Consider the following 19,645-nt stretch of genomic DNA (forward strand, 5'->3'; position numbering starts at 1 on the left):
CCGCCGGCCGACCCGTCAGTCGATGGAGACCAGAGTGAGGATCTTCTCGCGCACCTGGCGCCGCAGAACCTTGCCGATGAGGGACGTGGGGAGCTCATCGACGACGAAGATGCGCCGAGGGACTTTGTAGGGGGTGAGGATGCCGCGGGCGAACTCGCGGATCGCCTCGACGTCGACCTCGTCGACGTCCGCCTCCAGCACCACGGCTGCGACGACCTCTTCGCCCGAGCGATCGCTCGGGATGCCGACGACGGCGACATCGGCAACCTGCGGGTGCTGGCGAATGACGCCTTCGACCTCGGTCGGAGCCACGTTGAAACCGCCCGTGATGATGAGCTCTTTGATGCGATCCACAATGCGCACGAAGCCGGCGTCGTCGATCGTCACGATGTCTCCGGTTCGGAACCACTCGCCGGCGAAGACCTTCTCGGTCTCCTCGGGCTTGCCGTAGTACCCCGAGAAGACCTGGGGACCGCGCACGACCAGCTCGCCGCGTTCACCCGCGGGGACATCCCGCGTGGGCTCGTCGGGGTCGACGACCCGGCATTCGGTCCCGGGCAGCGGCAGCCCGACCGTCCCCGGCACGCGGTTGTCTGCGACCGGATTGGCCATGAGAACGGGTGAGCACTCGCTCAGGCCGTACCCTTCGACGAGGTACCCGCCGCTCTCGGCCTCGAACGGCACGACGAGCTCGTGCGGCAGCGCCATGGCGCCCGAGATCGCCACCTTTGTCCCTTCGAGCGAGACGCCCTTCTCGTTCGCCGCCTTCAGCAGGCGGTCCGCGATCGGCGGAACGAGGGGGAGGAAGGTCGCCGGATGCTTCTTCGTGACATCCAGCACCATGTCCGGATCGAAGCGCGGGAACAGCACGAGCCGCGCGCCCATCGACATCGCGAAGGTCAGGCACAGCGTCAGGCCGTAGGCGTGGAACATCGGCAGAACGGCGTAGACGACACATCCGTCGCCGCGCACGATCTCCGGCACCCACGAACGGGCCTGAGCGGCGTTGGCGAGCAGGTTGCGGTGCGTCAGTACGGCGCCCTTCGGCGTTCCCGTCGTGCCGCTCGTGTACTGGAGCAGTGCGACATCGTCCGTCTTCGGGCGCGGATGGGAATCGGGCAGCGGTGCGCTGCCGACCACGTGCTCCCAGGATGTGGTCCCGCGCACCTTCTCGTGCAGCGCGGTACGTGCCTCGCGTGCCTTCGCGATCGGCAGCTTGAGGGCCAATCGCATCCCGAGCGGCATCGACTGCGTGATGTCGACGGAGACGAGCGACTGCAGCGGGAGATCCTTCGGAAACGCCTGCACGGTGGACACGACCTTGCTCCAGACGATCGCGTGCCGTGCGCCGTGGTCTTCGAACTGCGTGCGCAGCTCGCGCGGCGTGTACAGCGGATTGTGCTCGACGACGATGGCGCCCAGCCGCAGGATCGCGTAGAACGCGACGATGTGCTGCGGGCAGTTGGGGAGGACGATGGCGACGGGTTCGCCGGCGCGCACACCCAGCGTGTGAAGCCCCTCGGCGGCGCGGGAGATCTGCTCGTCGAGGTCGCGATAGGTCGTCTCACGTCCGAAGAACTGCAGGGCGACCGCGTCGGGGTAGTCGCGCGCAGATGCGGCGACGATGTCGACGAGGGATCCGGAGACGGGGTCGAGGTCGGCGGGAACACCGGCGGCGTAGCTGGCGATCCAGGGGCGAGGAGGGTCGTACGTCGTCACGCGCCCAGCCTAGGGTGAACGTGGTCGCGCCGGGGGCGCGAAGCCGGCCCGCCTAGAATGGTCTGGTGTCTGAAATCACCCCCGATCTCGTGCGCCATCTCGGTGTGCTCGCCCGAATCCGGCTGAGTGACGAGGAGGTCGAACGCCTGACCGGTGAGCTCGATGCCATCGTCGACAACATCGCCAAGGTCTCCCAGGTCGCCACCCCCGACATCCCGGCCACGAGCCACCCGATCCCGCTGCAGAACGTGTACCGCCAGGACGTCCCGGGCGACATGCTCACGCCGCAACAGGTCCTGCTGAACGCGCCGGATGCCGCTGACGGCCGGTTCCGCGTCACCGCGATCCTCGGGGAGGAACAGTGAGCGAAGAGATCATCCGGCTCAGTGCCGCCGAGCTGTCGGGCGCCCTCGCCTCGGGCGAGCTCTCCAGCGTCGAGGCCACGCAGGCGCACCTGGATCGCATCGCGGATGTCGATGCCGATGTCCACGCCTATCTGCACGTGAGCGAGCGCGCCGTCGAGGTCGCCGCCGACATCGACCGGCGTCGCGTGTCCGGCGAGAAACTCTCCGAACTCGCCGGTGTCCCGTTGGCGATCAAGGATGTCCTGGTCACCACCGACATGCCCTCGACCTCGGGATCGAGGATCCTCGAGGGCTTCATGTCGCCGTACGACGCGACCGTCGTCGCCCGTGCCCGCGCCGCCGGCCTGGTGCCGCTGGGTAAGACGAACATGGACGAGTTCGCGATGGGGTCCTCGACCGAGCACTCGGCGTACGGCCCCACCCACAACCCGTGGGATCTGGATCGCATCCCCGGCGGATCCGGTGGTGGATCGGCTGCCGCGGTCGCCGCGTTCGAAGCGCCGGTCGCCCTCGGTTCCGACACGGGCGGGTCGATCCGTCAGCCCGCGCACGTGACCGGCACCGTCGGTCTGAAGCCCACCTACGGCGGAGTGAGCAGGTACGGTGCGATCGCGCTGGCATCCAGCCTCGACCAGGTCGGTCCGGTCTCTCGTACCGTGCTCGATTCGGCACTGCTGCACGACGTGATCGGCGGGCACGACCCGCACGACTCGACCTCGCTCGAGTACGCCTGGCCCTCGTTCGCTGCGGCCGCCCGTGACGGCGCACGCGGCGACATCCTGAAGGGTCTGCGCGTCGGCGTCATCTCCGAGCTGCCCGACTCGGGTTTCCAGGCCGGGGTGTCAGCATCCTTCCGTGCGTCGCTCGATCTGCTGGCGGCCCACGGCGCCGAGATCGTCGATGTGTCCGCGCCCCACTTCGAGTACGGGGTCGCTGCGTACTACCTCATCCTTCCGGCGGAGGCATCCAGCAACCTCGCGAAGTTCGATTCGGTCCGCTTCGGCCTGCGTGTGGACGTCCCCGGCGGAACCGTGGAGGACGTCATGGCCGCCACCCGCGATGCCGGCTTCGGTGACGAGGTCAAGCGCCGCATCATCCTGGGGACCTACGCCCTGTCCGCGGGCTACTACGACGCCTACTACGGGTCCGCCCAGAAGGTGCGCACCCTCATCCAGCGCGACTTCGACACGGCGTTCGCGTCGGTGGACGTCATCGCGACCCCCACGGCGCCGACCACCGCGTTCCGGCTGGGCGAAGTCGAGGACCCGCTGCAGATGTACCTCAACGACGTCGCGACGATCCCCGCGAACCTGGCCGGGGTGCCCGGCATTTCGCTGCCGTCGGGTCTGTCCGCCGATGACGGGCTGCCCGTGGGCATCCAGTTCCTCGCGCCCGCGCGCGAGGATGCACGCCTGTACAGCGTGGCCGCAGCGCTGGAGGCGCTGCTCGTCGACAGCTGGGGCGGTCCGATCCTGGACCGCGCCCCCATCCTGGGAGGACGGGCATGATGGCCAAGGCGAAGCTCATGGACTTCGATCGTGCTCTCGAACTGTTCGAGCCGGTGCTCGGCTTCGAGGTGCACGTCGAGCTGAACACGCGCACGAAGATGTTCTCGGCGGCGGGAAACCCCGCCCACCCCGACAACCACGAGGCGGCCCCGAACACCCTCGTCGCCCCGGTCGACATGGGTCTTCCCGGAGCCCTTCCGGTCGTGAACGAAGAGGCGGTGCGCTCGTCGATCAGTCTGGGACTGGCGCTCGGCTGCTCGATCGCGCCGTCAAGCCGGTTCGCGCGCAAAAACTACTTCTACCCCGACCTCGGCAAGAACTATCAGATCTCCCAGTACGACGAGCCCGTCGCCTTCGAGGGCTCGGTCGAGGTGGAGTTGGCGGATGGAACCCTCATTGAGGTTCCGATCGAGCGCGCGCACATGGAGGAAGACGCCGGAAAGCTCACGCACATGGGGGGGAGCACGGGTCGCATCCAGGGTGCCGAGTACTCCCTCGTCGACTACAACCGTGCGGGCGTTCCCCTCGTCGAGATCGTCACCAAGCCGATCGTCGGAGCCGAGGCTCGCGCTCCCGAGATCGCGCGTGCGTATGTGCAGACCATCCGCGACATCGTCCGGGCGCTGGGTATCTCGGAGGCGCGGCTCGAGCGCGGCAACCTGCGGTGCGACGCGAACGTCTCGCTGCGGCCGCGCACGGCCCCCGGTGAGCAGCCGGCACCGTTCGGCACGCGCACCGAGACCAAGAACGTGAACTCGATGCGCTCGGTCGAGCGCGCGGTACGGTACGAGATCCAGCGGCAGGCCGCGATTCTCGCCGATGGCGGTTCGATCATCCAGGAGACCCGTCACTGGCACGAGGACACCGGCACCACCTCGCCCGGTCGGCCGAAGTCGGATGCCGATGACTACCGGTACTTCCCCGAGCCGGACCTGCTTCCCGTGGAGCCGGCCGATGACCTTATCGAGCGTCTGCGCGCCGAGCTCCCCGAAGCCCCGGTCGCGCGCCGTCGGCGTCTGAAGGGTGAGTGGGGTTTCACCGATCTCGAGTTCCAGGATGTCGCCAACGGCGGAATCCTCACTGAGGTGGAGGCCACGATCGCGGCCGGTGCCGCGCCCGCCGCGGCCCGCAAGTGGTGGACGGGTGAAATCGCCCGCATCGCCAACGCACAGGAGCGCGAGGCAGCCGAGCTCGTCTCACCCGCCGATGTGGCGGCTCTGCAGGCCCTGATTGATGCCGGCACCCTCACCGACAAGCTCGCCCGCCAGGTGCTCGAGGGCGTCATCGCGGGCGAGGGGACGCCGCAGCAGGTCGTGGACGCGCGCGGGCTCGCCGTCGTCTCGGACGACGGTGCGCTGATCGCCGCGATCGACGAGGCTCTTGCCGCGCAGCCCGACGTGCTGGCCAAGATCCAGGACGGCAAGGTCCAGGCCGCCGGCGCGGTGATCGGCGCGGTCATGAAGGCGATGCGCGGTCAGGCCGACGCGGCGCGTGTGCGCGAACTCATCCTCGAGCGCGCCGGCCAGGGCTGATCGTGACCGGCTCGCCGCCGGGATGTCGGCGGCGAGCGGGAGAATGGGAACGTGGGGCGAGGCGACGGACGAAACCGCCTGGTGTCTCCCGCGGACGCGGACGACACCGGTGCGGGCATCCTGCACGTCGACATGGACGCGTTCTATGCCGCCGTCGAGGTGCTCGATGATCCGTCACTGCGCGGCAAGCCCCTGATCATCGGCGCGCCCGAGTCCCGCTCTGTCGTCTCGAGCGCCTCCTATGAAGCGCGTGCCTACGGCGTGCGCGCGGCGATGCCGGTCGGTCAGGCCCTTCGGCTGTGCCCGTCCGCGATCGTGGTGCCGCCGCACTTCGATCGCTATGTCGCGAAGTCCCGCGAAGTCATGGAGATCTTCCGCGGAATCACCCCGCTGGTCGAACCGGTCTCGATCGATGAGGCCTTCCTCGACGTGCGTGGCGCGCGCCGGCTCTGGGGTTCTCCGGGCGTGATCGCCCGGATGCTGCGCGAGCGTGTCAGGAGCGAGACGGGACTGACATGCAGCGTCGGCGCCGCCGCGACCAAGCATGTCGCGAAGATGGCCTCGACCATGAGCAAGCCCGACGGTCTGCTGATCATCGCCGACGCCGACACAGATGCCTTCCTCGCAGCGCGCTCGGTGCGAGCGCTGTGGGGTGTGGGGCCCAAGGCGTCCGAGGCGCTCGAAGCCCGCGGCATCCGTACGGTCGCAGATGTCCTCGATGCGCCGCGCACGCTGCTGGATCGCACTCTCGGTCAGGCGATGGGACAGCGCGTGTGGGATCTCGCACACGGTCGGGATGCGCGAGAGGTACAGACCACGCACATCGAGAAGAGCGTCGGCCACGAGGAGACGTTCCACACCGACATTGCGGACCCCACCGTGTTGCGCTCCGAGATCCGTCGGCTCGCGGACCGCGTCGGTGCTCGACTTCGAGCGGAGGGTTGGGAAGCGCGGACTGTCGCCCTCAAGGTGCGTCTTGCGGACTTCACCACGCTGTCGCGCTCCCGCTCTCTCGCCGAGCCCACCGCCGTCGGCCACCGGATCGGCGAGGTCGCGCGCGAGCTATTCGACGGCATCGACCGCGATCAGCCCGTCCGTCTGATCGGTGTGCGCGGTGAGCGCCTGACGTCGGCCGGCGGCGGCATGATGCAGCTCTGGGACGACGACGAGGAGTGGCGGCGCTTGGAAGGTGCGGTCGACAGCGCCGTGGAGAGGTTCGGTCGCGGGGTCGTCACGCGCGCCACGCTCCTGACCGAACGCAGCGGAGGGTCGTTGCCCACGAGTCCGCGGCTGCCCAAGGAACGTCCCGCCCAGGACTGACTCTGTCCCCGCTCGCCCCATCCGGGTACCGTGGGGTCATGCCCAATCTCGCGATCGACATCGGCAAGCAAGCAGCATCCTTCGGCGTGAAGGGCGTCTACGGCGAACAGCAGGATGTCGATGGCATCCGCATCATCCCGGTGGCGCTCTCGTGGACCGGCTACGGCGGCGGCTCGGACGTCGACGGCAACGGCGGCGGCGGCGCGGGTGGTGCGGCCATTCCGGTCGGTGCATACATCCGACGCGGCGACGATCTGCGCTTCGAACCGAACCTCGTCTCGCTTCTCGCGGTGGCGATCCCCTTCGTCTGGGTGGCGGGACGGGTCCTGATCCGTGTCATCCGCGTCCTCAAGAAGTAGCGATCCGGTCCGATCCGCCATCGATAGCGCACGAGCCGAGGTTCTCGCGCAGGCGGCCCCGTTCGCCCCCGCACCGGTCATCGTTCTGATCGACGGTCGCAGCGGCGCAGGAAAATCGACGCTCGCGGACGCGCTGGTCCAGAGTTGGCCGGTCGGGGGCGACGTTCAGCTCCTCAGGCTCGATTCGCTCTATCCCGGCTGGGACGGGCTGGACGATGGGGTGGGTATCGTGCGGGACGGCGTTCTCGCTCCACTCGCGCGCGGGGAAGACGGTACGTGGCCGCGCTGGGACTGGGCGGCGTCCCGCCCGGCCGAGATTCACCGGGTCGACGCGGCGCGTTCGCTCATCGTCGAGGGATCGGGCATCCTCACGCCCCAGACCGCACCGTTCGCGCAGGTGAGGGTGTGGATGGAGTCGCCGCTGGAGTCGCGGCGGGAGCGCGCACTCGCGCGCGACGGCGAGACATATCGACCCCACTGGGAACGATGGGCGCAACAGGAGGATCGGCACCTCGAGCGGGACGATCCGCCAGCGTCGGCCACCCTCGTGTGGGCCATTCCCTAGGAGGGCTGTCGCATCCCTGGGGAGGTCAGTCCTCGGAATCGATGGCCTGCACGAGCGTATTGAGCCGATACCCCAGCCAGTCATAGATCCCGAACCGCGGATCATCGGGGTCGTGGTCGTCCTCGTCGTCGATCCCGAGTCGGGTGGCGAGCACGAGTCGGATCGCCGACAGGGTTCGCACCAGCGCGGCGGAGAGCTCGCCATCCAGATGGAGCACGACGCCCTCGGTGAGCGAGGGGTCGGCGGCGGCGACGGGAGACGGGGGAGTCTCCGGCGAGAGCGCGTCCAGGACCGTCCGTGCGTCGGCGAGCCGACGGTCGAGCAGCTCGCGTTCGGTGAGACGCCGGAACTCCCGTGCGGCCGCGTCGTCCTCCTGGTAGGCATCCGGCACCAGGCGTCGGACCGCGGCGTCTCCGGCAGAGTCGGTCGTGGTTTCGAGAACCTCGATGAACTGCTGTGTCATCTGGTGCAGATGGAGCACCTCGATGCGAGAGACCTCGAGCAGGATCGATGGGGTCATTGCGGTGCCTTTCGCACAGTCGCCCACAGGCCGAAGTCGTGCATCGCCTGGACGTGTCGTTCCATCGTCTCGCGTGCACCCTCGGCCACGACGGCGTGACCATCGTGATGGACGGCGAGCATGAGCGCCTCCGCACGCTCGCGCGCGTAGCCGAAATAGCTGCGGAAGACGTAGGTGACGTAGCTCATGAGGTTGACCGGGTCGTTCCAGACCACCGTCTGCCACGGTTGGTCGGGGATGGCAGTCGTCGCGGTCGACTCGACCGGCAGGGTGGAGGTACTCATCTCAGCCCCATCCCAGCTCGTGAAGCCGCGCGTCGTCGATGCCGTAGAAGTGGGCGATCTCGTGGACCAGAGTCGTGTGGACCTCGTCGCGCAGAGTCGCGTGATCGGCGCAGACGGCCAGGTGGGCCTCGCGATACAGGATGATCCGATCGGGAAGCTCTCCCATGCCGTAGCGCTCCCGCTCGGTGAGCGACCAGCCGTCGTAGAGCCCGAGGAGGTCGAGGGTCCCGTCCTCGCCGCGGTCTTCGACAACGAACACGACGTTCTCGAGACCGTCGACCATGTCATCGGGGAGGGCGTCCAGCTCTTCGACGACGAGTGCCTCGAAGGCCTCAGCATCCATCTGGATCACGGCCACCCCCGTGCGTATCGCGGAGTACCAGGTAAATGGGGTGAGTAACGGGACTTGAACCCGCGGCCCCCTGGACCACAACCAGGTGCTCTACCGACTGAGCTATACCCACCATGTGCCCGCGAACGGGCAACTGAAAGATTCTCTCACATTCAGGAGGCGTACGTCGCCACCGCGGCAGCAGCCGCGGCCTGTGCTTCGTCACTGGTCGGACCGACCGGGGGGACGAAGACGATGCTGCGGTAGTACGCGAGCTCGCGTATCGACTCGTTGATGTCGGCCAGGGCGCGGTGCCCGCCGTCTTTGGCAGGTGCGTTGAAGTAGGCGCGCGGGTACCAGCGGCGGGCGAGCTCTTTCACGCTCGAGACATCGACGTTGCGATAGTGCAGCCAGCGATCGATGCGCGGCATGTACTTGGCGAGGAACATGCGGTCGGTCCCGATCGTGTTCCCCGCCAGCGGTGCCTTTCCCTCGAGGGGAGCGAAGCGCTGGATGTACTCCAACGCCTCGAACTCCGCTTCGGCCGCACTGACGCCGCGGGGGATCTCGTCGATCAGGCCCGACTTCGTATGCATGTCCCGCACGAAGTCGTTCATGTTCTCCAGCGCGGAGGCATCCGGAGTGATGACGATGGAGAACCCGGGGTCGAGCGGGCGCAACTCGAAGTCCGTGACCACGACGGCGATCTCGACCAGCTCATCGACGGCGAGGTCGAGGCCCGTCATCTCGCAGTCGATCCATACCAGTCGGTCGTTCTCGCTCGAGGCCATGGCGACCATCCTAGACGCGCCCCCGACACGAGGATCCTGGTCCCCCCGAGGTGATTCGAACACCTGACCAAGAGATTAGAAGGCTCCTGCTCTATCCACTGAGCTACGGGGGGCGGTATTTCCAGGGTACTGGTCCAGTCCGCGACGGCTTGTTGCGCCGATCTCGTCGTCATGTCAGGATCTCGACAGAACTGGTTTGTCTGAAGCAGTCCAATCAGGGGTGGGTGGCATGGAGTCACGGATGTCGGCTCGAGCGTTGACGGCGGCGCTCGGCGGATGGCGCACGCGTGAACCCGCGTACGAGGCGCTGGCCGACGGCATCCGGATCCTGTGCCTCGACAACCGCATCGCGCCGCGGACGGTTCTGCCGGCGGAACGCGAGCTGGCTACGGCGCTCGGCCTCAGTCGCAGCACGGTGTCGACCGCCTACCAGAGCCTGCGGGACAGCGGACACATCTCCAGTCTGCGAGGATCCGGGAGCGTGACCTTGCCCCTGCGGCGCAGCGCCGAGTCGACGGCCGCACCCGAGGTCGGGATGATCGACCTGCAGCAGGCCAGTCCACCGGCGTGGCCGGGCCTTGCCGGATACCTTGCGCTGGCGGCGGCGGATGCCGTGACCCTCACCGCACGGGCAGGTTATGACGTGCTCGGTCGTGCGGATCTGCGTGAGCAGATCGCGCAGCAGTATCGATCGCGGGGTATTCCCACCAGCCCCGGACAGATCATGGTGACCACGGGTGCCCAGAGTGCCATCCATCTGCTGGCCACCGCGCTGATCACACGCGGCGATCGTGTGGTGATCGAGACGCCTACGTATCCCCACGCCGCCGACGCCTTCCGTCTCGCCGGTGCCCGGCTGATCGGCGTCCCGGTCGCCACGCACACCGGCTGGGATCTCGAGCGGCTGACGGAGCTCTTCTTCCGTACGCGACCGGCCTTGGCCTACCTCATGCCGGATTTCCAGAACCCGACCGGACGGAGCATGACCGCCGACGACCGCGCGGCCGTGCTGGAGTGGGCCGAGCGCACCGGGACGATGCTCCTGATCGATGAGACGACGGCGGATCTCGACATCGATCGAGGACCGCGCGATCGGGGGTTCGTCCCCACCTCCGAGTCTTCGGTGATCCGCATCGGCTCCCTGGGCAAGACCGTCTGGGGCGGGCTCAGAGTCGGGTGGATCCGTGCCGACGCCGAGCTGATCGACAGGTTGGTGGTCGCCCGACCTTCTCGGGAGCTGGGGACGCCGGAGTTCGAACAGTCGGTCGCGCTGCGGCTCATTCCCGTGCTCGGCGACATCGTCCGCGACCGGGCCGCCTACTTGCGCGCCGGACGCGACGCGGTCGTCGCGGCGCTCGGAGACCGACTCCCCGCATGGCAGGTGACGCAGGTCGACGGTGGCGTCGCCCTCTGGGTGGAGCTGGACGCCCCGCTCAGCTCGGCACTCGTGATGGGAGCGCGGGCCGAGGGCGTCCTCCTCTCCGCCGGTCCGCGCTTCGCTCTTGAGGGAGGCAACGACCGTCACCTGCGCATTCCGTTCACCGCCCCGCCCGAGGAGCTCATCGCCGGGGTCGAGGTTCTGGCGCGCGTGTGGCCGAGCGTGGTGCGCCAGGCCCCGGTCGGCATCCGAGACATGTGGAGTGCGCCGGTGTGACGGGAACACCGCCGCGGGTCACCGTGTTGACACAGACGTGACCGGTCTGACCACCGGTAGCAAGGAGAGAACATGCGTACGTTCGTTCTGGCGGGGGGATGCTTCTGGTGCCTCGATGCCGCCTACCGGTCGTTGCGGGGAGTGACTGCTGTCGTGTCCGGCTACGTCGGAGGCGCGGTGCCGGCGCCGAGCTACGAGCTGGTCTGCACGGGCACGACGGGCCATGCCGAGGCGGTGGCCGTCACATTCGACGAGACGGTGATCCCCGAGGATGTGATCCTCGACGCCTTCTTCACGATGCACGACCCGCGTCAGCTCAACCGTCAAGGAAATGACATCGGCACCCAGTACCGCAGTGCGATGTTCCCCGCAGACCAGGAGCAGCGGGACCTGTTCGAGGCGGCGAAGGCACGCGCCGGCGAGTGGTGGGACGGCGACCTGGTGACGACGATGGAGCCGCTGGGCGAGTTCTACCCGGCCGAGGAGTACCACCAGGACTTCTTCGCGAAGAACCCGACGCAGGGGTACTGCCTGGCGGTCGCCGTCCCCAAGGTGAACAAGGTGCGCGCCCGGTTCTCGTCGTACGTGCGCGCCTGATCCTCCTCCCCAGCCACCACGGCCGCCGTGCCCCGCGGTGCGGCGGCCGGTCTCGGGCGCGGCTCGCTCCGCCGGTCCCACGCTGGGTGCTGCGGCCGGGAACCGCTCCCGCCGGAGAGGAAGAGATGACAGACACGATCACCGTGACGGGGAACGTCGCGGCTACACCCGAGCTGAGGGTCACGCCGAGCGGCGTGGCGATCGTCAATTTCCGCGTGGGCAGTGGGCAGCGCCGACTCGACCGCGCATCCGGTGAGTGGGTCGACGACGGCACGAACTGGTTCGCCGTGTCCGCATTCCGCACGCTCGCAGAGCACGTCGCCTCGAGCGTGAGGAAGGGCGATCCCGTGGTCGTGACGGGTCGGCTGCGGATCCGCGACTGGGAAGCGGGTGGAAAACGCGGAACGGACGTCGAGATCACCGCGGATGCCGTCGGCCACAACCTGCGGTGGGGGACGAGTGAGTACAGCAGACAGGTCGGAGCGCGCCCGGGCGTGGCGCCCGCCGACGACCAGAACGAGAGCTGGTCGGCGCCAGCGGTGACGGCGTCCGCAGAAGCGGAGACCACGCCCTTCTGAGTTCGGCGGCCTCCCAGCGAATCGGGGTCGGAAGCAGCCTAGACTCGCCGGGTGCGCGCTCATCGTGGGAAGTCCGTTCGGCAGCTTCCGTTCATCGCCTTCGGTGCTTCGACGTTGGTGATGATCGGGGTGCTGGTCGGCTGCTCGGCCGCGACGCCCACTCCCACGCCGACGGCTACCGCGGCGCCCACGCCGACGACCACGCCCTCACCGACCGAAACGACCACTCCCGCGGCCGAAGACGCCGCGGCAGAGCTGTCGCTTTTCACCGATGTGGTCTGGTCTGTCTGGGGCACCGATGCGCGCTATCAGGGCCGCGCGTACGTCGATGCCTTGGTCGCCGCCGGATTCGAGAAGGCGGCCATGCAAGTCACCCCCGACGAGACCTCGATCGGGATCGCCGCGGACAACATCCAGTTTTCGGTCCGATGGGGTGACGAGTGCCTGGTGGGACAGGTCGGCCCCACCATCACAGAGCCGGTGACCGCGGTGCTGGACGGCCTGGCCACCGGCGGATGCCTGCTCGGCCAGACGCGCGTCATCGACTGGTAGCGCCGAAGGGCATCGCCGCCGCCCCGTAGACTGGAGCGGCTATGGCTGAATACATCTACCAGATGGTCCGCGCCCGCAAAGCAGTGGGCGAGAAGCTGATCCTCGATGACGTCACAATGGCGTTCTTGCCCGGCGCGAAGATCGGCATGGTCGGTCCGAACGGTGCCGGAAAGTCGACGATCCTGAAGATCATGGCGGGGCTCGATCACCCGTCCAACGGCGAGGCCAAGCTCAGCCCGGGCTTCACGGTCGGCATCCTCATGCAGGAGCCGGAGCTTGACGAGTCCAAGACGGTACTCGAGAACATCCAGGACGGTATCGCCATCAAGGCGAAGGTCGACCGGTTCAACGAGATCTCGGCGCTGATGAGCGACCCCGACGCCGACTTCGACGCCCTCCTGGCGGAGATGGGCACATTGCAGGAGGAGATCGACGCGGCTGACGCGTGGGACCTCGACTCCCAGCTCGAGCAGGCCATGAGCGCCCTGCGCACCCCGCCCGGTGACGCGAACATCGCGAATCTGTCCGGTGGCGAAAAGCGCCGCGTGGCGCTGACGAAGCTGCTCCTACAGAAGCCCGACCTGCTGCTGCTGGACGAGCCCACCAACCACCTCGACGCGGAGAGCGTCCTCTGGCTCGAGCAGCACCTGCAGAAGTACCCCGGGGCGGTCATCGCGATCACCCACGACAGGTACTTCCTCGACAACGTGGCCGAATGGATCGCCGAGGTGGACCGCGGCCGACTCATCGGCTACGAGGGCAACTACTCGACCTACCTCGAGAAGAAGGCCGAGCGTCTGGACGTGCAAGGCAAGAAGGATGCCAAGCTCGCCAAGCGCCTCAAGGACGAGCTGGACTGGGTGCGCTCCAACACCAAGGGCCGCCAGGCCAAGTCGAAGGCGCGGCTGGCCCGGTACGAGGAGATGGCGGCCGAAGCCGAGCGCACGCGCAAGCTCGACTTCGAAGAGATCCAGATCCCGCCTGGCCCGCGTCTGGGAAGCATCGTCATCGAGGCGAAGAAGCTGCAGAAGGGCTTCGACGGGCGCTCGCTCATCGATGGGCTCAGCTTCAGCCTGCCGCCCAACGGCATCGTCGGCGTCATCGGCCCGAACGGTGTCGGAAAGACCACGCTGTTCAAGACGATTGTCGGACTCGAGCCGCTCGACGGCGGAGATCTGAAGGTCGGCGAGACGGTCAAGATCAGCTACGTCGACCAGTCGCGTGCCAACATCGACCCGCAGAAGACCCTGTGGGAAGTGGTGTCGGACGGTTTGGACATCATCACGGTCGGGAAGACCGAGATCCCCTCCCGCGCGTATGTGTCGAAGTTCGGCTTCAAGGGCCCGGATCAGCAGAAGAAGGCCGGTGTTCTCTCCGGTGGTGAGCGCAACCGTCTCAACCTCGCGCTCACGCTGAAGGAGGGCGGCAACCTGCTCCTCCTCGACGAGCCCACGAACGATCTGGACGTCGAGACCCTCCAGTCTCTGGAGAACGCGCTCCTCGAGTTCCCCGGCTGCGCGGTGGTCATCACCCACGACCGATGGTTCCTCGACCGCATCGCGACGCACATCCTCGCCTATGAGGGCACCGATGAGACGCCCGATGCCTGGTACTGGTTCGAGGGCAACTTCGAAGCGTACGAGCGCAACAAGGCCGAGCGCCTCGGTCCCGAGGCTCTGAACCGCGCGAGCTCGACGTATCGCAAGCTCACACGTGACTGAGACTCCGGACGGGGCACGGCTGCATCTGCCGATGCCACTGCGCTGGGGCGACCTGGACGCCTTCAACCACGTGAACAACGTGGCGATCCTGAAGATCCTCGAAGAGGCACGCATCCGCGCCTTCTGGACGCCTGCGCCGGGGGAGAGCGCACCGCCGACCGCGGTCATCGACGCGACCCAGGGCGCACCGATGATGATGCTCATCGCGCGACAAGAGATCGAGTACCACGCCCCGATCCCTTACCATCGCGACCCGATCGACGTGCAGCTGTGGTTCTCCCACATGGGGGGATCCAGCGTCGACGTCTGCTACGAGGTATATCCGCCTGAGCGCCACGTCCCGCAGGTGAAGTATGTGACCGCCAGCGCGACCGCTGTCGTGGTGGACGCGGACACGGGGGCACCGCAGCGGTTGCCCGCCGCCGCGCGCGCGGCGTGGGAACCCTACCTCTGCGCCGCACCCACCTTCCGGCGCCGCTGAGCGTCGCCGTTCACTCGGGATCGGGGACGCGAGCCATGATCTCCTGCGCGACCGTGGCCACCAGCATCCCGTCCTGTGTGTAGAGGCGGCCGTGTGCGAGGCCGCGCCCACCGCGCGAGCTCGGCGAGTCCTGCGCGAACAGCAGCCACTCATCGGCGCGCGCATCGCGGTGCCACCACATGGCGTGGTCCAGGCTCGCGACGCGCAGGCGCGGCTGCGCCCACGGCACACCGTGGGCGCGCAGCACCGGCTCCTGAATGGTCATGTCGCTCATGAACGCCAGCGCTGCGCGGTGGACGGCAGGGTCGTCGGGGAGGCGAGTGCGCGCGCGTAGCCACACGTGCTGGCGCGCCGCGCGGGCGGGCACCTCGTTGAAGATCGTGCCCTCGACGTGCCGGGTCTCGATGGGACTCTGGTCCAGGACGCGCTGGGACATCGGATGGAGCGTCGCCGGTTCGGGGGCGGAAACGGCGTCGGGCCGCGGGATGCCGGCCGGCATCGGCTCCTGATGCTCGAGGCCGGGGCCTTCGACCTGGAAGGACGCGATCATCGAGAAGATCGGAACACCGTCCTGGAAGGCCTGTGTGCGACGCGTCGAGAACGAGCGTCCGTCGTGGATCCGGTCCACGGACAAGGTGACACCCTGCGTCGCATCCCCCGGGCGAAGGAAGTAGCCGTGCATGGAGTGGACGGGTCGGTCATCGGGAATGGTCCGCGACGCTGCGACGACGGCCTGGGCGAGGACCTGTCCACCGAAGATGCGGCCGCCGGGCATCGGCAGTGACACGGCGGTGAAGATGTCTTCGGTCGTGCGCGCGGATGTGGCCGAGAGTTGGAGCGCCGACAGCAGCGCGGCATGCGGGTCGAAGGGGGCGGAGCTCACCCCGGTAGTCTAGGTGGATGCCTTCTTCCCTCCGCTTTCCGGATGCGGAGGCCGCCAGCGACGCGATCGTCTTCGCCGGGAGAGCGGCGCGTCTGGGCGAGGATGCGGCCGTACGGTTGCAGGCGAGCAGTGGGGCACTGGTGATGTCGGCCGCAGTCCTCGCGCCGCGGGGGCTCATGGAGGCCACTCCTACGGTGCTGGCCATGCGCATTCTTCCGATCGACCCGGAGCTGGAGTGCGATTTCGCGGTGGCTGCGGCATCACTCCGGTCGGAGGGGACGGCGGCGGTCGCCCTGCCCGAGACGGCGGTGACCGCGACGTGGGCGGGGATCTCCCCGCCGCGCGGAGGATGGCGTGAGCGCGGCGCGCTCGAGGCATCGGTGATCGCGTCGCGGGCGCAATGGGGGATGGCGGCTGTGTCGGACCGTGTCCCGCGTGATGCGGGGGAGGATGCTGTCCGCGCGACGCGCGCGCGTGTGTGGGGAGAGTCCGATTCCGCACTGGACGGGCTGCCGCTGGGCTCGGCCTTCGCTGCGCTGACGATGGGCTTCATCGTGGGAGACGAGCGTGCGCAGGTCCGCGAGAGCGGCCCGTGGCTGCGTCTGAGCCTGAGTCGGGGGCACGTTCTGACGCGCACGACGGTGCGCAGTGGTCTGACGCCCGTGCGCGGAACGGGATCGGCGCGCTGACCGGCGTGCGTGCCGTCAGTCCTCCGACGAGAGCGGGATATCGGTGCGCCCTTGGGCCGAGGGCCCGATGCCGGTCGGCTTGAACGTGTTCACCATCGCCATCGCGGCGCGGGTGAGGTAGTCCCAGAGCACTTCCTCGTGCAGAGGTGAGAGCTCGAGGGCATCCACACCGTTGCGCATGTGCTGCAGCCACCGGTCGCGGGCATCGGGATTCACGTGGAACGGCGCATGGCGCATGCGCAGGCGCGGATGCCCACGTTTCTGGCTGTAGGTGGTCGGTCCGCCCCAGTATTGCTCGAGGAACATCACCAGGCGCGTCTTGGCGGGTTCGAGGTCTTCCTCCGGGTACATGGGGCGCAGCACCTCGTCGTCGGCCACGCCCGCATAGAAGACATCGACGAGCCGCACGAAGGTTTGGTGTCCGCCCACGGCCTCGAAGAACGACTGCTCCTGCGGGGCACTGTCCTGGGTCATCGTTCCGCGCCTTTCCGTGATGCGACCGATCTCACGGGGTCCGGACGGAGGATGCCGCGCGGACCCCGGTGAGATCAGAGCGCGTCGCGCTCCTGCACCGACAGCGCCCGCTCGACACCGGCGAGATTCTCAGCGACCATGCGTCGCAGAGCCGGGGCGGCGTCTGCGTTCTCCGCCAGCCACGCCCGCGTCGCGTCACGCAGCCGCGCATTCGCCAGCGGTGCGGGGTAGAGGCCGAGCACGAGGTATTCGGCGATCTTGTACGACCGGGAGTTCCAGACGGGCAGCAGCATGTCGAAGTAGCGATCGACGAACTCGTCGAGCAGCTCCAGTCCGGCCGGGTGCACGAACCCGAGCGCGGCAGAGCGCACGATCGTGTTGGGCAGGTTCGCGTTCTTCACGAGCGAGTCCCACGCGGCCGCCTTGGCGGCAGGGTGGGGGAGCGCTGCCTTGGCCTGTGCGGCGAACTCGCCGCCCTTGGCCGTGTTGTCGTCCGCGAGCGCGTCATCGATCTCCGCCTCGGTGACGAGGCCGCCGGCGGCGAGGGAGACCAGCAGCTGCCAGCTCAGGTCGGTGTCGATCGTCAGGCCGTCGAGCGATACGGTGCCCGCGCGCAGATCCTTGACCGTTGCCCAGTGGGCGGGGGTGGCCGCCGCACTGGCGAAGGCCGTCACGAACTGGAGCTGGCTGTCGCTGCCGGCTGCCGCGGACTGGGCGAGCGCCCACAGTCCGTCGGCGACCTTGGCGCGCGACAGCTCGCGGCGGTCGCGCGCGACGTACGAGTTTGCCGCCAACAGGAGCTGCGCGAGCGTGGTGCGCACGGTCGTCGACTCGGTCTCTGACCCGATGTTGCCCAAGACCAGGTCGACGTAGTCCGACGCGGACGCCTCGGCGTCACGGGTCTGGTCCCACGCCGCACCCCACACCAGCGATCGCGCGAGCGGGTCTGTGATTTTCGCGAGGTGCCCGATCGCCGTCTCGAGCGAACGCTCATCGAGCCGGATCTTCGCGTACGCCAGGTCCTGGTCGTTGAGGACGATGAGGTCCGGCCGCGCCTGACCGACGAGCTGGGGGACATCGGTCAGATCGCCGTCGACGTCCAGCTCGATGGCGTGAGTCCGCTCGAGGCCACCTGCGCCCAGGGTGTAGAACCCCACGCCGAGCCGGTGGGGCCGGATCGTGGGGTAATCGGCGGGGGCGGTCTGGACGATCTTGAAAGAGGTGATGCGGCCGTCAGCTCCCTCGGCCACGGCGGGTGACAGCGTGTTGACACCTGCCGTCTCGAGCCACTTCTTCGACCACCCGGACAGCTCGCGACCGCTCGTGGCCTCGAGCTCCGTCAGCAGATCCGCCAGTACCGTGTTGCCGTAGGCGTGCTTCGTGAAGTACGCGCCCACGCCGGCGAAGAACTCGTCGATGCCGACCCACGCCGCGAGCTGCTTGAGGACCGAGCCGCCCTTCGCATACGTGATGCCGTCGAAGTTGACCTGCACGTCCTCGAGGTCACGGATCTCGGCGACGACCGGGTGCGTCGAGGGAAGCTGGTCCTGACGGTAGGCCCAGGTCTTCTCCATGGCGTTGAAGGTGGTCCAGGCCTCGGTCCACTCGGTCGCCTCGGCGGTGGCGATGGTGGAGGCCCATTCGGCGAACGATTCGTTCAGCCACAGGTCGTTCCACCACTTCATCGTCACGAGGTCGCCGAACCACATGTGCGCGAGCTCATGGAGGATCGTGACGACCCGGCGCTCCTTGACCGCATCGGTGACCTTGCTGCGGAAGACGTACACCTCGGTGAAGGTCACCGCGCCCGCGTTCTCCATCGCGCCCGCGTTGAACTCCGGGACGAAGAGCTGGTCGTACTTCGCGAAGGGATACGGGTAGTCGAACTTCTTCTCGTAGTACGCGAAGCCCTGGCGGGTCTTCTCGAAGATGTAGTCGGCGTCCAGGTACTGCCAGAGGCTCTTGCGCGCGAAGATGCCGAGCGGGATGACGCGGCCCGAGGCGCTCGTGAGCTCGGAGTAGGTCGCCTCGTAGGGTCCGGCGATGAGCGCGGTGATGTACGAGGAGATGCGCGGGGTGGGCTCGAATTCCCATGTCGACTTCCCCTCGCCCGCGGGTGCGGGGTCGGGTGTGGGGGAGTTGGAGGTGACCTTCCACGCCGCGGGCGCGGTGACCGTGAACTGGAACGTCGCCTTCAGGTCGGGCTGCTCGAACACCGCGAACATACGGCGGGAGTCCGGCACCTCGAACTGCGAGTAGAGGTACACCTCGCCGTCGACGGGATCGACGAAGCGGTGCAGGCCCTCGCCCGTGTTCGTGTACAGGCAGTCCGCGTCGACGACGAGTTCGTTCTCGGGAGCGAGGTTGGTCAGAGCGATGCGGGAGTCCGCGAATGCCGACGTGGGAATGTCGCGACCGTTGAGCGTGATGCGATGCACGTCGCGGGCGATCAGGTCGATGAACGTCGCCGCGCCCTCGGTGGCGGTGAAGCGCACGGTCGTCGTGGAACGGAACACCTCGGCGCCGGTCGTCAGGTCGAGGATGACCTCGTACGACTGCGTGTCGAGGATCGCCCGGCGCTCTTGCGCTTCGATGCGGGTGAGGTTTTCTCCAGGCACTTCGGTTGCTCCCAGGCTCGGGTGGTGGATGCCGCATGATGGCGGCCGAATCGGCCGCGACCCTTCTGAGGTCACGACAGCCACCTAGCCTACGCCGCGCAATC

The 19,645-nt window shown here is 68.1% G+C and carries 21 protein-coding genes and 2 tRNA genes; 13 read left to right on the forward strand and 10 right to left on the reverse strand.

What is annotated here, in order from left to right:
• Window positions 1–15: 15 nt before the first annotated feature.
• Window positions 16–1,719: a long-chain-fatty-acid--CoA ligase gene (locus ABD206_RS03030; protein ID WP_344069080.1), complete on the reverse strand. Its 1,704-nt coding sequence runs from the start codon at window positions 1,717–1,719 to the stop codon at window positions 16–18.
• Window positions 1,720–1,784: 65 nt separating this feature from the next.
• Here ABD206_RS03030 and gatC point away from each other — a divergent pair, with 65 nt between their 5' ends.
• From gatC to ABD206_RS03060, 6 genes are read left to right on the forward strand one after another with little or no spacing between them, the layout of a single operon-like run.
• Window positions 1,785–2,084: an Asp-tRNA(Asn)/Glu-tRNA(Gln) amidotransferase subunit GatC gene (gene gatC, locus ABD206_RS03035; RefSeq protein WP_344069083.1), complete on the forward strand. Its 300-nt coding sequence runs from the start codon at window positions 1,785–1,787 to the stop codon at window positions 2,082–2,084.
• Complete coding sequence (gatA, locus tag ABD206_RS03040) at window positions 2,081–3,592, forward strand: Asp-tRNA(Asn)/Glu-tRNA(Gln) amidotransferase subunit GatA (RefSeq protein WP_344069086.1); 1,512 nt, start codon at window positions 2,081–2,083, stop codon at window positions 3,590–3,592. The genes gatC and gatA overlap by 4 nt, the downstream gene beginning before the upstream one ends.
• Entirely contained in the window at window positions 3,592–5,124 is a 1,533-nt protein-coding gene (gene gatB / locus ABD206_RS03045) for an Asp-tRNA(Asn)/Glu-tRNA(Gln) amidotransferase subunit GatB (RefSeq protein ID WP_344071393.1), read from the forward strand. The genes gatA and gatB overlap by 1 nt, the downstream gene beginning before the upstream one ends.
• 51 nt (window positions 5,125–5,175) lie before the next feature.
• Window positions 5,176–6,444: a DNA polymerase IV gene (locus ABD206_RS03050; RefSeq protein ID WP_344069089.1), complete on the forward strand. Its 1,269-nt coding sequence runs from the start codon at window positions 5,176–5,178 to the stop codon at window positions 6,442–6,444.
• A gap of 38 nt (window positions 6,445–6,482) precedes the next feature.
• Window positions 6,483–6,803 (forward strand): hypothetical protein, encoded by a 321-nt coding sequence (locus ABD206_RS03055; RefSeq protein WP_344069092.1) that lies wholly within the window; start codon window positions 6,483–6,485, stop codon window positions 6,801–6,803.
• A complete protein-coding gene (locus ABD206_RS03060) occupies window positions 6,778–7,368 on the forward strand; it encodes a nucleoside/nucleotide kinase family protein (RefSeq protein WP_344069095.1) in 591 nt (196 codons plus the stop codon). The genes ABD206_RS03055 and ABD206_RS03060 overlap by 26 nt, the downstream gene beginning before the upstream one ends.
• A gap of 25 nt (window positions 7,369–7,393) precedes the next feature.
• Here the strand turns inward: ABD206_RS03060 and ABD206_RS03065 are convergent, their stop codons facing one another.
• The 6 genes from ABD206_RS03065 to ABD206_RS03090 form a co-directional block, all read right to left on the reverse strand.
• Window positions 7,394–7,888, reverse strand: a complete 495-nt coding sequence (locus tag ABD206_RS03065; RefSeq protein WP_344069098.1) for a DUF2017 family protein — start codon at window positions 7,886–7,888, stop codon at window positions 7,394–7,396.
• Window positions 7,885–8,172: an ATP-dependent Clp protease adapter ClpS gene (gene clpS, locus ABD206_RS03070; protein ID WP_344069101.1), complete on the reverse strand. Its 288-nt coding sequence runs from the start codon at window positions 8,170–8,172 to the stop codon at window positions 7,885–7,887. Before clpS ends, ABD206_RS03065 begins: the two co-directional genes overlap by 4 nt.
• A gap of 1 nt (window position 8,173) precedes the next feature.
• Window positions 8,174–8,515 (reverse strand): metallopeptidase family protein, encoded by a 342-nt coding sequence (locus tag ABD206_RS03075; protein ID WP_344071394.1) that lies wholly within the window; start codon window positions 8,513–8,515, stop codon window positions 8,174–8,176.
• 45 nt (window positions 8,516–8,560) lie between these two features.
• A tRNA-His gene (locus ABD206_RS03080) sits at window positions 8,561–8,636 on the reverse strand.
• 40 nt (window positions 8,637–8,676) lie between these two features.
• The gene (gene orn, locus ABD206_RS03085; protein ID WP_344069104.1) at window positions 8,677–9,294 is read right to left on the reverse strand and encodes an oligoribonuclease; all 618 of its coding nucleotides are present in this window, start codon (window positions 9,292–9,294) and stop codon (window positions 8,677–8,679) included.
• 37 nt (window positions 9,295–9,331) lie between these two features.
• A tRNA-Arg gene (locus ABD206_RS03090) sits at window positions 9,332–9,407 on the reverse strand.
• Window positions 9,408–9,535: 128 nt separating this feature from the next.
• Between ABD206_RS03090 and yczR the strand changes: the two genes are divergently transcribed.
• The 6 genes from yczR to ABD206_RS03120 all read left to right on the forward strand — a co-directional run bounded on the left by yczR (window position 9,536) and on the right by ABD206_RS03120 (window position 14,877).
• Window positions 9,536–10,948: a MocR-like transcription factor YczR gene (gene yczR, locus ABD206_RS03095; protein ID WP_344069107.1), complete on the forward strand. Its 1,413-nt coding sequence runs from the start codon at window positions 9,536–9,538 to the stop codon at window positions 10,946–10,948.
• Between the two features lie 72 nt (window positions 10,949–11,020).
• Entirely contained in the window at window positions 11,021–11,545 is a 525-nt protein-coding gene (gene msrA, locus ABD206_RS03100) for a peptide-methionine (S)-S-oxide reductase MsrA (protein ID WP_344069110.1), read from the forward strand.
• Between the two features lie 125 nt (window positions 11,546–11,670).
• The gene (gene ssb, locus ABD206_RS03105; protein ID WP_344069113.1) at window positions 11,671–12,123 is read left to right on the forward strand and encodes a single-stranded DNA-binding protein; all 453 of its coding nucleotides are present in this window, start codon (window positions 11,671–11,673) and stop codon (window positions 12,121–12,123) included.
• Between the two features lie 51 nt (window positions 12,124–12,174).
• Entirely contained in the window at window positions 12,175–12,675 is a 501-nt protein-coding gene (locus tag ABD206_RS03110) for a DUF6993 domain-containing protein (RefSeq protein WP_344069116.1), read from the forward strand.
• Between the two features lie 41 nt (window positions 12,676–12,716).
• Window positions 12,717–14,396, forward strand: coding sequence for an energy-dependent translational throttle protein EttA (gene ettA / locus ABD206_RS03115; RefSeq protein ID WP_344069119.1), 1,680 nt, complete (start codon window positions 12,717–12,719; stop codon window positions 14,394–14,396).
• Window positions 14,397–14,427: 31 nt separating this feature from the next.
• Window positions 14,428–14,877, forward strand: coding sequence for an acyl-CoA thioesterase (locus tag ABD206_RS03120; RefSeq protein ID WP_344071396.1), 450 nt, complete (start codon window positions 14,428–14,430; stop codon window positions 14,875–14,877).
• 10 nt (window positions 14,878–14,887) lie between these two features.
• Here the strand turns inward: ABD206_RS03120 and ABD206_RS03125 are convergent, their stop codons facing one another.
• Window positions 14,888–15,760, reverse strand: a complete 873-nt coding sequence (locus tag ABD206_RS03125) for an acyl-CoA thioesterase (RefSeq protein WP_344069122.1) — start codon at window positions 15,758–15,760, stop codon at window positions 14,888–14,890.
• Between the two features lie 17 nt (window positions 15,761–15,777).
• On the opposite strand from ABD206_RS03125, the gene ABD206_RS03130 reads away from it, so the two are divergent.
• Window positions 15,778–16,449 (forward strand): DUF8185 domain-containing protein, encoded by a 672-nt coding sequence (locus tag ABD206_RS03130; RefSeq protein WP_344069125.1) that lies wholly within the window; start codon window positions 15,778–15,780, stop codon window positions 16,447–16,449.
• Between the two features lie 15 nt (window positions 16,450–16,464).
• Here the strand turns inward: ABD206_RS03130 and ABD206_RS03135 are convergent, their stop codons facing one another.
• Both ABD206_RS03135 and pepN read right to left on the reverse strand, forming a co-directional pair.
• Window positions 16,465–16,923 (reverse strand): globin, encoded by a 459-nt coding sequence (locus tag ABD206_RS03135; RefSeq protein ID WP_344069128.1) that lies wholly within the window; start codon window positions 16,921–16,923, stop codon window positions 16,465–16,467.
• 74 nt (window positions 16,924–16,997) lie between these two features.
• Window positions 16,998–19,541 (reverse strand): aminopeptidase N, encoded by a 2,544-nt coding sequence (pepN, locus tag ABD206_RS03140; RefSeq protein ID WP_344069131.1) that lies wholly within the window; start codon window positions 19,539–19,541, stop codon window positions 16,998–17,000.
• Window positions 19,542–19,645 lie beyond the last annotated feature (104 nt).

This window comes from Microbacterium sediminicola (genome assembly GCF_039531125.1).
Taxonomy (GTDB): Bacteria; Actinomycetota; Actinomycetes; order Actinomycetales; family Microbacteriaceae; genus Microbacterium; species Microbacterium sediminicola.

What these genes read in the sequence shown, in the direction of transcription:
- gatB (WP_344071393.1), top strand. Translation starts at nt 3,592, where the DNA reads ATGGCCAAGGCGAAGCTCATGGACTTCGATCGTGCTCTCGAACTGTTC.
- ABD206_RS03055 (WP_344069092.1), top strand. Translation starts at nt 6,483, where the DNA reads ATGCCCAATCTCGCGATCGACATCGGCAAGCAAGCAGCATCCTTCGGC.
- ABD206_RS03065 (WP_344069098.1), bottom strand. Translation starts at nt 7,888, where the DNA reads ATGACCCCATCGATCCTGCTCGAGGTCTCTCGCATCGAGGTGCTCCAT.
- clpS (WP_344069101.1), bottom strand. Translation starts at nt 8,172, where the DNA reads ATGAGTACCTCCACCCTGCCGGTCGAGTCGACCGCGACGACTGCCATC.
- ABD206_RS03075 (WP_344071394.1), bottom strand. Translation starts at nt 8,515, where the DNA reads ATGGATGCTGAGGCCTTCGAGGCACTCGTCGTCGAAGAGCTGGACGCC.
- orn (WP_344069104.1), bottom strand. Translation starts at nt 9,294, where the DNA reads ATGGCCTCGAGCGAGAACGACCGACTGGTATGGATCGACTGCGAGATG.
- yczR (WP_344069107.1), top strand. Translation starts at nt 9,536, where the DNA reads ATGTCGGCTCGAGCGTTGACGGCGGCGCTCGGCGGATGGCGCACGCGT.
- msrA (WP_344069110.1), top strand. Translation starts at nt 11,021, where the DNA reads ATGCGTACGTTCGTTCTGGCGGGGGGATGCTTCTGGTGCCTCGATGCC.
- ssb (WP_344069113.1), top strand. Translation starts at nt 11,671, where the DNA reads ATGACAGACACGATCACCGTGACGGGGAACGTCGCGGCTACACCCGAG.
- ettA (WP_344069119.1), top strand. Translation starts at nt 12,717, where the DNA reads ATGGCTGAATACATCTACCAGATGGTCCGCGCCCGCAAAGCAGTGGGC.
- ABD206_RS03120 (WP_344071396.1), top strand. Translation starts at nt 14,428, where the DNA reads ATGCCACTGCGCTGGGGCGACCTGGACGCCTTCAACCACGTGAACAAC.
- ABD206_RS03130 (WP_344069125.1), top strand. Translation starts at nt 15,778, where the DNA reads ATGCCTTCTTCCCTCCGCTTTCCGGATGCGGAGGCCGCCAGCGACGCG.
- ABD206_RS03135 (WP_344069128.1), bottom strand. Translation starts at nt 16,923, where the DNA reads ATGACCCAGGACAGTGCCCCGCAGGAGCAGTCGTTCTTCGAGGCCGTG.